The organism is Ensifer sp. GW101-20A05, from assembly GCF_059424735.1.
In genome coordinates, this window is sequence record NZ_JBWKZT010000001.1 from 459,241 (window position 1) to 474,024 (window position 14,784).

12 protein-coding genes and 1 pseudogene are annotated in these 14,784 nt (G+C 64.0%); 7 read left to right on the top strand and 6 right to left on the bottom strand.

From position 1 onward, the window contains the following. Positions 1–175 precede the first annotated feature (175 nt). Positions 176–2,755: an ATP-dependent helicase gene (locus tag AC070A_RS02440; RefSeq protein WP_057253539.1), complete on the top strand. Its 2,580-nt coding sequence runs from the start codon at positions 176–178 to the stop codon at positions 2,753–2,755. A 156-nt stretch (positions 2,756–2,911) separates the two neighbouring features. Beyond that, positions 2,912–4,162: an adenylate/guanylate cyclase domain-containing protein gene (locus tag AC070A_RS02445; protein WP_113737443.1), complete on the top strand. Its 1,251-nt coding sequence runs from the start codon at positions 2,912–2,914 to the stop codon at positions 4,160–4,162. An 84-nt stretch (positions 4,163–4,246) separates the two neighbouring features. Here AC070A_RS02445 and AC070A_RS02450 read toward each other — a convergent pair. The 3 genes and pseudogenes from AC070A_RS02450 to AC070A_RS02460 form a co-directional block, all read right to left on the bottom strand. After that, positions 4,247–4,707, bottom strand: a pseudogene (locus AC070A_RS02450) (GNAT family N-acetyltransferase). Between the two features lie 65 nt (positions 4,708–4,772). Further along, complete coding sequence (locus AC070A_RS02455) at positions 4,773–5,411, bottom strand: cysteine hydrolase family protein (RefSeq protein ID WP_113737444.1); 639 nt, start codon at positions 5,409–5,411, stop codon at positions 4,773–4,775. Positions 5,412–5,575: 164 nt separating this feature from the next. Further along, positions 5,576–6,244 carry a phosphoribosyltransferase gene (locus AC070A_RS02460; RefSeq protein ID WP_112994804.1) on the bottom strand — a complete coding sequence of 223 codons (669 nt, stop codon included), beginning with the start codon at positions 6,242–6,244 and terminating at the stop codon, positions 5,576–5,578. A gap of 403 nt (positions 6,245–6,647) precedes the next feature. Here AC070A_RS02460 and AC070A_RS02465 point away from each other — a divergent pair, with 403 nt between their 5' ends. Together AC070A_RS02465 and AC070A_RS02470 are read left to right on the top strand one after the other, a co-directional pair. Then, positions 6,648–7,892 (top strand): GGDEF domain-containing protein, encoded by a 1,245-nt coding sequence (locus AC070A_RS02465; RefSeq protein WP_255571042.1) that lies wholly within the window; start codon positions 6,648–6,650, stop codon positions 7,890–7,892. Between the two features lie 164 nt (positions 7,893–8,056). Then, a complete protein-coding gene (locus tag AC070A_RS02470) occupies positions 8,057–8,554 on the top strand; it encodes a CreA family protein (RefSeq protein ID WP_057253531.1) in 498 nt (165 codons plus the stop codon). Between the two features lie 143 nt (positions 8,555–8,697). On the opposite strand, the gene AC070A_RS02475 is transcribed toward AC070A_RS02470, so the two are convergent. From AC070A_RS02475 to AC070A_RS02485, 3 genes are all read right to left on the bottom strand, one after another. Then, positions 8,698–9,000 (bottom strand): hypothetical protein, encoded by a 303-nt coding sequence (locus AC070A_RS02475; protein ID WP_082616023.1) that lies wholly within the window; start codon positions 8,998–9,000, stop codon positions 8,698–8,700. A gap of 240 nt (positions 9,001–9,240) precedes the next feature. Further along, positions 9,241–9,705, bottom strand: a complete 465-nt coding sequence (locus tag AC070A_RS02480) for a chemotaxis protein CheW (protein WP_057253527.1) — start codon at positions 9,703–9,705, stop codon at positions 9,241–9,243. 2 nt (positions 9,706–9,707) lie between these two features. Next, the gene (locus AC070A_RS02485) at positions 9,708–11,810 is read right to left on the bottom strand and encodes a methyl-accepting chemotaxis protein (protein ID WP_218372995.1); all 2,103 of its coding nucleotides are present in this window, start codon (positions 11,808–11,810) and stop codon (positions 9,708–9,710) included. 368 nt (positions 11,811–12,178) lie between these two features. Here AC070A_RS02485 and AC070A_RS02490 point away from each other — a divergent pair, with 368 nt between their 5' ends. From AC070A_RS02490 to AC070A_RS02500, 3 genes are all read left to right on the top strand, one after another. Beyond that, complete coding sequence (locus AC070A_RS02490; RefSeq protein WP_197417268.1) at positions 12,179–12,337, top strand: hypothetical protein; 159 nt, start codon at positions 12,179–12,181, stop codon at positions 12,335–12,337. 329 nt (positions 12,338–12,666) lie between these two features. Beyond that, positions 12,667–13,266, top strand: coding sequence for an SCO family protein (locus AC070A_RS02495; RefSeq protein ID WP_057253523.1), 600 nt, complete (start codon positions 12,667–12,669; stop codon positions 13,264–13,266). Between the two features lie 158 nt (positions 13,267–13,424). Further along, complete coding sequence (locus AC070A_RS02500; RefSeq protein ID WP_057253521.1) at positions 13,425–14,300, top strand: 50S ribosomal protein L11 methyltransferase; 876 nt, start codon at positions 13,425–13,427, stop codon at positions 14,298–14,300. The last annotated feature ends 484 nt before the right edge of the window (positions 14,301–14,784 follow it).

A 14,784-nucleotide genomic window follows, 5' to 3' on the forward strand; every position in this document is an offset into this window, starting at 1 on the left:
AAAGTGCGCAGCGGTTTTGCGATACGACATGCGACAAATCAAAACGTGCGACCAAGAATAAGCGGTCTCGAAATCGCCTGTCTTTCCACAGGCTTGGTGCGGCTGGCGCAGAAAACGGAATAAAAGAAGAACATCCTTTCTGGCCTTTCCCCACCGAATCACTACATTGAGCCGCATGATGAGTGGTTTCGACGACATTCCTTTCTTCGACGAGGAGCCGGCGCCGCGCAAGCAGCCGCCAGCCCCCGGAGGTATCCCCGCCGCCGGCGGTATTGCCGCGCGCGCCATGGCGGCGCGCGATCGCGCCCAGCCGCGCCCGGATTATCTCTCCGGCCTCAACCCGGAACAGGCCGAGGCGGTCGAAACGCTTGACGGTCCCGTGCTTGTGCTTGCCGGCGCCGGCACCGGCAAGACCCGCGTGCTGACGACCCGCATCGCCCACATCCTTTCGACCAACCGCGCCTTCCCTTCGCAAATCCTTGCGGTGACCTTCACCAACAAGGCGGCGCGCGAGATGAAGGAGCGCATCGGCGTGCTCGTCGGCCATGCGGTCGAAGGCATGCCCTGGCTCGGCACCTTCCACTCGATCGGCGTCAAGCTGCTCCGTCGCCATGCCGAGCTCGTCGGCCTGCGCTCCGATTTCACCATTCTCGACACCGATGACGTGGTGCGGCTGATCAAGCAGCTCATCCAGGCCGAAGGCATCGACGACAAGCGCTGGCCGGCCAAGCAGTTCGCCGGCATGATCGACGGCTGGAAGAACAAGGGCCTCGATCCCGCCCAGATCCCCGAGGGCGACGCCCGCGCCTTTGCCAATGGCAAGGGCCGCGAACTCTACGCCGCCTATCAGAACCGGCTCTTGACGCTGAACGCCTGCGACTTCGGCGACCTGCTCCTGCACCCGATCCGCATCTTCCGTAACCATGCGGACGTGCTGAAGGATTATCACGACAAGTTCCGCTACATCCTCGTAGACGAGTACCAGGATACCAACACGGCGCAGTACATGTGGCTACGGCTCTTGGCCCAGCGGCCCCGGCAATCAAACACCGCGAATCCGGGTGCAGCCCGGCAAGGCCAAGCGGCCGCCGCGCCTGATGGCGCGCGCCCGCGGAGCGAGCCGCGCAGCGGCGACAGCGTGAGCGCGAACAAACAGCAGCAGATCAACATCTGCTGCGTCGGCGACGACGACCAGTCGATCTATGGTTGGCGCGGCGCGGAAGTGGACAACATCCTGCGCTTCGAGAAGGATTTCCCGGGCGCCAAGGTCATCAAGCTCGAGCGCAACTATCGCTCGACCGAGCACATCCTCGGTGCCGCCGGCCACCTGATCGCCCACAATGAGGGCCGTCTCGGCAAGACGCTCTTTACCGACCGCACCGATCCGGATGATGAGAAGGTGCAGGTGCACGCCGCCTGGGATTCCGAAGAGGAGGCCCGCGCCGTCGGCGAGGAAATCGAACAGCTGCAGCGCAAGAGCCACAAGCTCAACGACATGGCGATCCTGGTGCGCGCATCGTTCCAGATGCGCGAGTTCGAAGACCGCTTCGTCACGCTTGGCCTCAACTACCGCGTCATCGGCGGCCCGCGCTTCTACGAGCGCCTCGAAATCCGCGATGCGATGGCCTATTTCCGCCTCGTCTGCCAGCCGGCCGACGACCTCGCCTTCGAGCGCATCGTCAACACGCCGAAGCGTGGCCTCGGTGACACCACCGTGCGCACCCTGCACGACTATGCCCGCGCTCGCGATATCCCGATGCTGGCTGCCGCCAGTGACATCATCGAGACCGACGAGTTGAAGCCGAGGGCGCGGAAAGCCCTCTTCGACGTCGTCACCGATTTCCGCCGCTGGCAGAGCCTGCTGGAAACCACCGTGCACACCGAGCTTGCCGAGCAGATCCTCGACGAGAGCGGCTATACCGCCATGTGGCAGAACGACAAGTCGGCCGAGGCCCCCGGACGGCTGGAAAACCTCAAGGAACTCATCCGCTCGATGGAAGCCTTCGAGAGCCTGCGCGGCTTCCTCGAACACGTCGCCCTCGTCATGGATGCCGAGCAGAACGAAAACCTCGACGCCGTGTCGATCATGACGCTGCACTCGGCCAAGGGGCTGGAGTTCGACACCGTTTTCCTGCCCGGCTGGGAGGAAGGCCTTTTCCCGCACCAGCGCGCGCTCGACGAAGGCGGCCGCTCCGGCCTGGAAGAAGAACGGCGCCTTGCCTATGTCGGCATCACCCGCGCCAAGCACCGCTGCCACATCTGGTTCGTCTCCAACCGTCGCATCCACGGCCTTTGGCAATCGACGCTGCCCTCGCGCTTCCTCGAAGAGCTGCCGCTCGCCCATGTCGACGTGGCCGAGAGCGAGCAATCCTATGGCGGCTATGGCCGCGGCGGTTACGGCCAGTCACGCTTCGACAAGGCCGATCCCTTCCAGAACACCTATTCGACACCGGGCTGGAAGCGCGCCCAGCAGCACCGTTCCGACGCCACCCGCGACAACTGGGGCACCCGCTCCGGCCACGCGGTCGAACGCATCGGCTACGGCGAAAGCGGCCCGCGCGGCCGCACGATCGACGGCGAGCTGGTGGCAAAATCGACAGCCACGGAACCCTCGCGCTTCTCGGTCGGCGACCGCGTCTTCCACATCAAGTTCGGCAACGGCAACATCGCCGCGATCGAAGGCAACAAGCTCACCATCGACTTCGACCGCGCCGGCCAGAAGCGCGTGCTGGATGGGTTTGTCGAGAAGGTGTGAGGAGGTCAGAGCCCTCCTCGCGTGCATTCCCCAGTGACCGCGCAACCGTCGATCTCATGGCGTCGACCGGCGAAGTGCACTAATAATTGCAGGCACAATTCTCGCGTTTGAACGAAACCTTGTACCGATCTCCCTCGACGCGAAGTGGATGGAGACATGTCCTGGACGAGCGCTGTTCGCGGCCTGCTGGAGGTAGGCGCTTCAAATGCTGCCGAGGATGACCGCGAAGGCATTCTCGTTGCGAATGTCGCGGCGTGCGTGATCGTCGTCACCACCACGGGCTTTGCTCTCATCTACGCACTCCACGGCGAACCAAGTCTGGTCCCGCTCGTCTATGCCAATCTCGCTCTGGCGGCGGCCGCCGCGCTGACGCCCCTCTTTCATCGGTTCGGGCGCGTGGCATCAGGGCTTTGGGAATTCGGGATCTGCGTCGTGATCCTCGTGTGGATCGCCTCCTATGTCGGCAGAGACTCCGGCGTGCTTTTGACGCTGCTCGGCGCAACGCCGGTCGCCTTCGCGATCCTTGGGTTCCAGAACGTCGCCCTGGTGGCGGTCTTGAGCGCCACGGCCACGATCACGGTCATCGCGGCATCCATCGCGTTCCCGGAGGCGCGGTCAGGCGTCTATGACGCCAGCGGCTTCCTGCAGCTCATCTATTCCTCGTCGATCGTCACCCTCACCCTCATGTGCTTCGCCACGATCTACTATGCCTTCCACCTGGCGAGAGAAGCACAAGGGCGGCTGGCCCGCCTCATGGCGTCGATCATGCCGGACGAGATCGTGGCGCGCCTGCTTAGGAATGAGCGGGAAACGATCATCGACGAATTCGAGCACGCGACCGTAGTCCTGACCGACATCGTCCAGTTCGTGAGCCTGTCAAACAGCCTGGGACCGGAAAGGACCGTGAGCCTGCTCAACGAACTCTTCAGCGAATTCGATCGGCTGGCGGCGGCGGTCGGTGTTGAGAAGATCAAGGCCATTGGCGATGCCTATCTTGCCGTGGCCGGCGTGCCCGCCCGACACCCTGCCCCCGAGAAGGCGGCCGCCGCGTTCGGCTTCGGCGCCATCGCCGCTGCCCGCGAGATCGGCGAACGCTACGATGTCGTGCTGAGGCTTCGCGCCGGCATGGCGTCGGGATCGGTAACGGCCGGCGTGCTTGGGCGAACGAAATACGCCTACGACGTCTGGGGGGCGCCGGTGAACCTTGCCGCGCGCCTGGAAGCGATCGGCAAGCCCGGTTGCATCACGACGACCGCGGAGATCAGGCGGCGCCTGAACGAGCACTTCCAATTCGAATGCTCGGGCCATGAAGACATCAAGGGCTTCGGCTTGACCGAAATCTGGACCATGCAGTTGCCGAGCGCCGGTACAAACGAAGTCGGCAACCTCGCAAAGGCGGATATGTGAGGTGCCGCACACCGCTTTGCCGCGCCGTGCGCAGCAGTTTTGCGATAACGTCGTGCGAAAAGATCGCGACGCGCCGTAAGCGCCTCAAACCATCTTGCGATAGACGATAAATCCCGACTTCTCCGCCACCTTGTCGTAGAGCGCCATCGCCGTCTCGTTGGTCTCGTGCGTCTGCCAATAGACCCGTGGCGAGCCGGCCGCCCGCGCCGCCTCGTAGACGCCCTCGATCAGTGCCCGCCCGACGCCCTTTCCGCGTGCCTGCGTGTTGGTGAAGAGGTCCTGCAGATAACAATTCGGCTGGATCGCCGTCGTGCTGCGGTGAAAGAGGTAATGGGTGAGCCCAATCAGCCGCCCCTCGCTCTCGGCCACCAGCGCATGAACAGGCTCATAGGCATCGAAGAAGCGCGACCAGGTCATGGCAGTGATCGCGGGGTCGAGCGCGTTTCGCCGGATCGGCCGTAAAAGGCGTTGTAGCCATCCCAGAGCGGCAGCCATTGCTCATAGTCAGCTCTGGTTATCGGGCGGATGCGGAGGTTTTCGGTCATTGCCGGTTCCGTAGTGGGTTGAATAGAACAGGCGGCGGCAGCGGCACTGCCGCCCTACCCTCTGGTCATCGCCCCATGGTCATCGCCGCCGTGATCGCCTGAACGTCGGTCATGATCGCATCGCCCATGAAGACGATGTTTTCCATCGAGCGTTCGCCGGCCTCATGATGCCCTGCACCGCAAGCGTCGCGCACCACCACCGGCACGAGACCAAGGTCGGTGGCGTGGCGCACGGTCGGGTCGATGCCGATTTCGGTGGCGATGCCGCAAATCGCAAAGGAGGTGAGCCCGAGATCACGCAGGATCATGGCAAGCGGCGTGCCCTCGAAGGCGGAGAACGTGATCTTGTCGAGGATCGCCTCGTCCTCGCGGGGCGCAAGCTCCGGCACGAGCTCGAAGCCCGGCGTGCCGCGCAGGAACCAGGGATGCACCGCATCCGGATCGTCCGTCCGCTGCCACGCCATCGCCTGGCGCATCTGGAAGGCGCCCATCAGCGGCTTCGGCATTGAGAGGTGCCGAAGGAAGATCACCGGAAAGCCGCCTGCCCGCGCTGCATCCAGCACCTTCAGCACCTGGCCGGTAATCTCGGCGCCATTCTTCATCTGCCTGGTGATACCCACCTGCATGTCGTAGACGACCAGCGCCATGCGCTCCGGACGACAGAAATCCTCGAGCGTCTTTCCAATTTCCAGCTTCGCGGCCATAATCTCTCCTCGGGGTCGCCTCCTCCGGCGCCCACTCCGCCAACATCACGCGCCGGGAATGTGGCGCGTGAGGCCTGCCGTTGCAATACGGGTGAGCGCGCTTCATGCAACTATTCGGACGGGTTTCGGCGTTCACGGCAACCGAGGCGCCAGCGTCGACGCATTCAACTCTCGTCTTCCCGCCGTGCCTTCTTCATCAACGCGATCACTTCCTCATCGCTCGTCTGCTCGAAGTCGCGGTAGTGCAGGCCGACGGCGCGGAAGGCAAAGGGGGTGGCGAGGCAGATGACGAGGTCGACGGAGCTGCGCAGCTCGGCGATTTCGCTTTTCGGCGCCACCGGAACCGCAAGGATCAGGCGGCGTGGGCTTGCCCGCCGCAACGCCCTGATCGCCGCGCGCACGGTCCCGCCGGTGGCAATTCCGTCGTCGACGAGGATCACGTCGCGATCCCTGGGTGAGATTGGCGTGCGATCGCCGAAGTAAAGGATACGGCGCCGCAGGATTTCGGCATGCTGGCGTTGGGTTTCCGCCTCCAGATAGCCCTTTGCCGGACGCACTAGCCGGATCGCCTGGCGGTTGAGAACCAGTTCAGGCTCCTCGCCGTCGACCAGCGCGCCGAGCCCGAATTCCGCGTGCCCCGGCGCGCCGATCTTGCGGACGATCAAGATGTCGAGCGGCGCGCCGATGCGAACCGCGATCTCATAGGCAACCGGCACGCCGCCGCGCGGCAGCGCCACCAGCAGCGGATCGATCAGCGTCTCGCCCGCGATCGTCTCAGCGAGCTGCCGTCCGGCATCCGCCCTGTCTTCGAAGAGCCATGTTCCCGTAAACACCTCATCTCTCCCAGGTTTCCACCGCCGCCGCGGGTCGGATCCCCGTCCAGTGGACGAGGAGGAACTTGGCCCGCAGACGCGAAATGAGGAAAACCCGCTCGGGTTCCCCCGCGTCCGGCGTTTGCTGTCAGGCCCGGTTTCCAGGTCGTCTCGCGCGGTCCTCGCATCGGCCAAAGGACATCCACGGGTCTCTTATCCTGGCGCGCCTGAAGGCCGGGACAATCCACCATCTATCGGTTGCCGGGGTGCGCATGTGAACAACCGTGCCAATCCCGACCAATCGGTAAAATTGCAACGGATTCCACCGGGTTTCGTTAAGGCGCCCTCGCTACCAATTGGCCTTGCATATCTGGCTGAGACGCAAGCCGCCTTTGTTGACTTTAGCACGACAGGCCGTTTCGAAATGAGCTTTCTCCCTGCCATATCGATCATTGCCCTCCTGGCGATGCTCCCGGTCCTGATTTCGCTGCGGGCCTCGATGATCGAGGGCGGCACGGACTTCGCCGCGGCCTGTGCGGTGGCCAGTGCCGCGACCCTGTTCATGATGCTCTCCGCGTTTCCGACGCTGCAGCCTCTGTCCCTGATCGGCTTCGTGTTCCTGGCCGGCGCCTGCCTGCTCGTGCTCTGCGGCTTTCACCACGCACTCGGCGTTCAGAGACGCACCTCGACGTCCCTCGTCGCGGCCGCGTCGATGGCGTTCGTCGCGCTGTTGATCGCCGCATTCGGTGCCATGAGCACCACCTTGCATGCGCTCTCCGTCATCGGCATTGCCGCCGCCTTCGTGCTGATCATCGCCGTCTGTTCGCAGCACCGGCGCCAGGCGCCCGGGCCGATAGAGCGGCTCTGCGTCATCGCCTGCGTGGCAACCGGCTGCTCGACGCTGCTCGCGGTCACCGTGTTTTCGCCCGCCGTCCACGCGACCGCATCGGTTTCGCCTGCACCCGTCAGCTGGGATTTCGCCTGCGCCGTCATGCGTTACTTCTACCTGCCTGCACTGTTCCTGGGCGTGATCCTGATGATCCAGAACCGGGTAATCACCGAGCTCAAGACCACGATCGCCCGCGACGAGCTGACGGGCGCTCTGTCACGGCGTGCCCTGCTCGATCTCGGCCAGCGCGCCCTCACCACCAGTCTCGCGCGGCAACAGCCGGTATCCTTCCTGCTGCTCGATCTCGATTATTTCAAGCAGATCAACGATCGCTATGGCCATGCGGTTGGCGATGCCGCCCTCGGCCATTTTGCCGGCACCGTCGCCACCTGTCTCACCGGCCGCGGCACGCTGGGGCGCATCGGCGGCGAAGAGTTCGGCATCGTCCTGCCCAATTGCACGGAAGATGCCGCCTTTACGCTTGCCGAGGAGATCGGCCGCGTGGTGCGCGACACGCCGATCGGCCGCTTCGATCGGCCGATCCGGCTGACGGTGAGCATCGGTCTTGCCGAGGCTGTGCCGGGCGACACGATCAGTGACATCATGATCCGCGCCGACATGGCGCTCTATGACGCCAAGGCCGACGGGCGCGACCGCTGCACGATTGCCGGCCGCTTCCAGCCGGACGCGAGCGCGCGGGCGCTGGCGGCCGCAGCCGCACAGATGCGTGCCGCCGATAGCCGAAGCTTCGAGCCGCGGCTGCTGCGCGATACCGGCTGACTGACCCCCGCGGCTTGTAATGCCGCTTCCCGAACCTATGTGAGCTTGGCCAATGCATGTCTCCTTGGACCGCAACCGATTCGCGGACGAAACATGCAGCCATCGAAACGCTACGGCGACCTCTCACGCGTCTCAGTGACGCGCGTCGCTGCAGGAGGACATCCATGTTGCGTGCTGTTCGCGCTCTCTTCGTTGCCGGTCTCGCCGCCTTTACGGTAACCGCCCTGCCCGCCCGCGCCGAAACGGTCGGCGAGGTCGGCGTCGACTGGCTCGGAAACGATATCATGATCGATGCCGTCACCGACCCGAAGATCAAGGGCGTCACCTGCCACGTCACCTATTTCGACCGCAGCGTCATCGACAGGCTGAAGAACGGCAACTGGTTCGAGGACCCATCGAACAACTCGATCGCCTGCCGGCAGACCGGCCCGATCGAAATCGGCGACATCGAGCTATCGAAGGAAGGCGAGGAAGTGTTTCGCTCAGGGCTTTCGCTTGTCTGGAAGAACCTGCTGGTCACAAGGATTTACGACCGGAAGAACGATACGCTGATCTATCTCGCGCATTCGCGTGAATTGACCGACGGCTCGGCCAAGATGTCGATCAGCACCATTCCGCTCTACGGCCAGACGGTGACCTGGCAAAACGGAAAGCCGCAGTAAGGGTCCCCTGCCGCCTGCGTCAGCCTGCAAGGATATCCGTCTCAAGAGTGCGAAGCGCCCGCCCCTTCACGGGCGCTCGCGAAACCTCATCAGGGCGGAACAGGGCGAAGTGTCTGGGAGCACCCCATTCCACTTCCGCTGCCCTAGTAGGAGTTCGGCGGGACGATGCCCTGATAATATTCGCCGTCACCGCCCTGATAGCCGCCGAAAGGCTGACGATCGCGATAGACGGGGGTCGGTGTGGAGGTTCTGTTGATGCTGCCCGTCGACATCGTGTCAACCGTGGCAGAGGGCCGCTTCATCAGCGGCATGGCCTTTTGCGTGTTCCGCGTTCCGGGAGGATTGTTGGCGTCGATGCCCTGATAGTAACTATCAGCCAGAGCCGGGCCAGCCATCAACATCGTTACGGAGAGCGCGGCTACAAGTTTCCTTACAGAGATTGTCATGAGTCCAACTCCTGTTGTCGGGACCGAGCACCCGGCCTCCGTTCGGGCACCCAGCAACAACGGTAAGTTAGTACAAGTATTCCAGCTCGCCACATGACGATTTGTCACAATGGTATCGCCCAAGCGTGAAGATCATTGCCGAAGTTTAATTTGACCGGCGCGATCCACTACCTGCCGAAACGAAAAACACCCCGGCGGAGATCCCGCCGGGGTGCCCGTCAACTCTGCCAGGTGTCGAACTCAGGCGGCCTGGGCCAGCTCGTCGGCAATGACCGTGTCGAGGTTGAGGAAGCAGACCATCGTCTTTTCGAGAGCGACGATGCCGCGGCAGAAGGCACGCTGCGCTTCCGGAATGATCTCCGGCGCGGGCTGCAGGGCTTCGCTCTTGATCGTCATCATGTCGGAGACCTGCTCGACCAGCAGGCCGACGAGCTTGCCGGCGATGTCGGTGACGATGATCGCCGAGCGTTCCGACGGCTCCGTCATTTTCATGCCGAGGCGGGCGGCCATGTCGATCACCGGGATCACCGCGCCGCGCAGGTTGATGAGGCCGAGCACGTAAGGCGGCGTGTGCGGCATCGGCGTCACCGGCGCCCAGCCGCGGATTTCGCGGATCGCCATGATATCGATGCAGAATTCCTGGTCGCCGAGATGGAACGACACGATTTCGAGATAGGCACCGGACTGCTTGAGTGCGTTGGTCATGATCAGAATTCTTCCCAGTTTTCACCGGAAGCCGTCGTCGACGGCACAGAGCCCGGTTTGTTGCCGAATGCGCCCGCCAGCTTGCCCATCAGGGCCTTTGCGGGAGATGGAGTTGGAAACGAGGCCATTTTGGCGGTGCCGATCTTGCGCAGCGGCACCGGTTCGCCGGTGCCCTTGGCGGCCGGCCGTTGAACGGCAGAAGCCGAAGGGGCTTTCGTCTGCACCGAAGCAATTGCCGCCCTTGCCGGCGGCGCCACCGGGGCCGGCGCCAAGGTGGGCATGGCGCGCTGCATCGTGTGGCCTTCGCGGAACTGGCCGACGAGGCCGGTCAGACGCTCGGCGTCCTGCGCCAGCGTGTGGCTCGACGCGTTGGTCTGCTCGACCATCGCGGCATTCTGCTGCGTCATCTGGTCGAGCTGGCCGACGGCGGTGCTGATCTCGTTGAGGCCGATCGACTGTTCGCGCGCAGCCATGACGATCGAGGTCATGTGTTCGTTGATGCGTGCGACATCGGCACCGATCCGGCCGAGCGCTTCGCCCGTCGCCTGGACGAGCTTGACGCCGCTGCCGACCTCGTTGCCGGAGCGGCTGACCAGCGCCTTGATATCCTTGGCGGCACCGGCGGCGCGCTGCGCCAGTTCGCGCACTTCCTGCGCCACGACCGCAAAGCCCTTGCCGGCCTCACCGGCGCGGGCCGCCTCAACGCCGGCATTCAGCGCCAGAAGGTTGGTCTGGAAGGCAATCTCGTCGATGACGTTGATGATCTTGCCGATCTCGTTCGAGGCGCTTTCGATCCGCGCCATGGCGGCGATCGCCTCACCGACGATGCGGCCGGATTCCTCCGCATTGGTGCGCGTCTCGCCGACCATGCGGCTTGCCTCTTCGGCGCGCTGGGTCGCGGTGCGGACCGTGACGGTGATTTCGTCGAGGGCAGCCGACGTCTGTTCCAGCGAGGCCGCCTGTCGTTCGGTGCGGCGCGCGAGATCGTCGGCGGCCGTGCGCATCTGGCGACCGTTCGATTCGATCGAGAGCGCATTCTCCTTGACGCTCGAAAGCACCACGCGCAGCCGCTCGACCGTCTGGTTGAAGTTCTGGCGGAGCTGATCGAGATTGCCGTCGAAGGGCCGCTCGATCGCCACGGCAAGATCGCCATCGGCAAGCTGGGTCAGGGCACGGCCGAGATTGTCGATCGCCGCCTGGATACGGCGCACCGCTTCCTCGCGCTCGCTCTGCTGATCTTCGCGTTCCTTCTCGATTTCCCGCCGGCTGAGTGCGGCGCTCTGTTCGAGCGATTGCTTCTCGATGGCCGAAAGACGGAAGAGATCGACCGAGCGCGCCATCGCGCCGATTTCGTCGCCGCGGTCGAGCGCCTCGATCTTGGTTGAAAGATCGCCGTTCTGGATCCGCTGCATGCCGTTGCGCAGGCCGAGGATGCCGGCGCGGAGCGTGCTGCCGTGGAACCAGAGCAGATAAAGCAGCGTCGCCATCGCCAGCAGCCCAGCCGCCACCTGAAGCTGGAACGCCTGGTCGGACACAGTGCGCGCCTCGGCAACGCGCGTCTGCACCAACTCGGTCGCCGCTTCGGAAAGTCCGGTCAAAGCCGTGGCGACCCGTTCGCCGGCGCCGTCGATCGCATCGTCGATCTTGCCGAAGTCGTCGGCCGAAGCCTTGCCTTCGATCAGCGTCTTCAGGTCGGTGCCGATCGCCTTGCGCAGTTCCGCGACATCGGCGTCGAAGGTCGAAAGCACCTCGCTCCGGCCCAAGAGCTTGGCAAGCGCCTGGATCTCAACGGACTTCGTTTCGAGCAGCTTCAGGATCTCGGCAATGCTGGCGGCGCGCGCCGGCTGGATCGCGCCCTCTTCTCTGTCGATGATGCTATCCATCGCGTTGAGCACGAGATTGGTCGTCGCCAGATGGACCTCATCGACGGTCGTCAGCCCGTTCTGCGCCGCGACAGCGCCCTGCAAGGCGTTATTGGCTTGGCCGCCCTGGTACCAGCCCACCCCGAGCACGGAGCCGAAGCCGACAAAAGCGGCGCCGGCAAGCGTCGCCAGCCGCTGGCTCACGGAAAGATTGCGTTTCAGGGAAGGAGATGTGGCAGTCATAGGGAGTCCATGGTCACGGATCCGCGTGAAGCGGAGTCCTCCTACGATCGATACGGAAAACCGGGGCCGATAAAGCTGGCTGACCTCATGTCATATCGGAGCACGAACACTCCGACCGCGTGGAAAAACAGTGTCAAACAGACCTTAAGCATTCGCTAAGGCGGTCGCCCAATCCCCAGCGAAATCGGCTATTTCAATGTTTGCGCATATGCGCTGCAAGCTCTGGTTTCCCGGCATTTGCGGGCACAATCGAATGGAACCTCAGGCGCGGTTTTCCACCGTTTCCTGCACCGACCGGAACGCGCCTCCGGCCGCACCCGGCAAATCGCCCGGCTTCCCCTTGCCGCGCGAGCTGTTATGATGACGCCATGAACACGAAGACCCAGCGCTCGATCCGCCTTCCCCTTGCCGCAAGCCTTGCGGCTGCGATTGCGGTTGTGCTCCTGCTCGCCTTCCGCGGCTGGATCGAAAATGGCGCCGATATCTTCCTGGCGCTCGCCCAATCCGGCCTTTCCTGGTGCTTCTAGGACGGCCCGACAGCTTCGAGGCCCGCCTCCGCCCCTCACCCTAACCCTCTCCCCGCTTGCGGGGAGAGGGGACGGGAGCATCAGCGGCGCAACCGCACGGTTCTTCGCCTCGAATGTTAGTGCAGCGATTGGAACGAGACGGTCCGGCGAGGTTCCTTCGCCCCGCCTGCGGGGAGAAGGTGGCCGGCAGGCCGGATGAGGGGCTGAGAGCACCTCCGCGGCCACAACCTGCGGCAATTGTCCCATTTGCGCGGCCCCGGTGAAGGCGGTATCAAGGGCCTATCAACCGGACATGGCCGTCTTCGGCCCCAACAAAATCGGTAGCACGCATGAAAACCATCCGCATCGTCCTCTGGGCCGCCGTCGTCGTCATGGCGGGCATCTTGGGGTGGCTGACCTATGAAATGACCCAGTCGAAGCAGGAGGCCGCCACCGGCCCCTTCGGCGTTCCCTTCACGCTGGTCTCGCAGGACGGCAAGGAGATTACCGAGAAGGCGTTTACCGGCAAGCCGACCGCGCTTTTCTTCGGCTTCACCCATTGCCCGGAAGTCTGCCCGACGACGCTGTTCGAACTGAACGGCTGGCTGGAAAAGGTCGACCCGGAAGGCAACAAGCTGCAGGCCTATTTCATCACCGTCGATCCCGAGCGCGACACGCCCGAAATCCTCGGCCAGTACGTCTCCAACGTTTCCAAGCGCATCACCGGCATTTCCGGCCCGGCCGACAAGGTGATGGAGATGGTCAAGGGTTTCCGCGTCTACGCCAAGAAGGTGCCGGTCGACGCTGCCCAGCCCAACGGCGACTACACGATGGACCACACGGCCTCCGTGTTCCTGCTCGACGCCAACGGCCATTTCTCCGGCACCATCGCCTATGAGGAAAACCCGGAAACAGCGGTCAAGAAGCTGGAAAATCTGACCAAGGGCTAACACGCGCCCTTGACCGATCGATTGCAAGCGCCGGCCCTGCCCGGCGCTTTGCGTTTGCGGGGCAATCGTGATAGCGCACAGCGCACGATTGCCGACGCTTAGCGCACCCCTCAACGGTTTGATGCGGGCGGCGGATTTCCCAGCCGAAGGACAGGGCCTTGAGCGAGATCAGACTTTTCGTCACCACCACCGAGAAGCAGGCGGAAGCCGTGCTCGACCGCCTGAGCGAAGTCTTCGGCGAAGAGGACTTTGCCATCGGCACGACGGAGGTCGATGAAAAGCGCGACGTCTGGGAAGCCTCGATCTACATGATGGCAGTCGACGAGGAGAGCGTGAACGAACGCCTCACTGACGCACTGGCCGAAGACTTCGCCCATCTCCCGATCGAGCGCGAAGTGCTGCCGGATATCGACTGGATCGCCAAGTCGCTCGAGGGGCTGGCGCCCGTGCGCGCCGGCCGCTTCGTCGTGCACGGCTCGCATGACCGCGACAAGGTGAAGACCGGCGAGATCGCCATCGAGATCGATGCCGGCCAGGCCTTCGGCACCGGCCATCACGGCACCACCGCCGGCTGCCTCGAAGTGATCGCCACGGTTGCCCGCACCCGCACCGTGCGCAACGTGCTCGACCTTGGTACCGGCAGCGGCGTGCTCGCAATCGCCGCCTGGAAGCTCATGCACGTGCCGGTGCTTGCCACCGACATCGACCCGATCGCCACCCGCGTCGCGGAAGAAAACGCCCGGGTCAACGGCGTCGTCACCGGCATGACCTTTGCCACGGCCCCCGGCTTCCACTCGACCGCCTTCAGCACCAACGGCCCGTTCGATCTGATCATCGCCAACATCCTCGCGCGCCCGCTGATGAAGATGGCGCCGCAGCTCGTCGCCAATCTCGCCCCCGGCGGCTCGGTGATCCTGTCCGGCATTCTCGCCGAACAGCGCTGGAAGGTGCTTGCCCATTACAACGGCCAGCACCTGCGCCACGTGCGCACCATCTGGCGGAACGGCTGGGTGACGATTCATTTGGAGAAGTGAGGCGTAGGCGCGGACGCTTGAAGCTGCCCCTCATCCGCCTGCCGGAACCTTCTCCCCGCATGCGGGGCGAAGGGACCTGCCGCACCGCTTCATCCACCGGTTAACTTCCGACTCGTTGCGGCTGCTTTCAGCCGCGCCCCGACAGGCAGCGAAAGCCCCAGCGCATGACGGCCGCTATCGGGCACGTCCCCTCGCCCCGCCTGCGGGGAGAGGGTTAGGGTGAGGGGCAAATGCGGATTGCCGCGCCGGCTGTTGGCCGCAGCGCCTATGCAAGAAGCTTCACGAGAAATGCCGCGAGCATCGGCGTGACAGCGACAGAAGCAAGCCAGGAAAAAACGAAAAGGCCGCCTCGTCTATCATGACGGGCGGCCTTTCGAAACAAAGGCGATGCCAGGGGCATCGCCTGCTGGTTGGCTTGTGGCCAACCATGCCCGCGAGCCTGAGGAGGAGGAGTGCTCGAGCGGGCGTCTACCGTTCCGAAGCT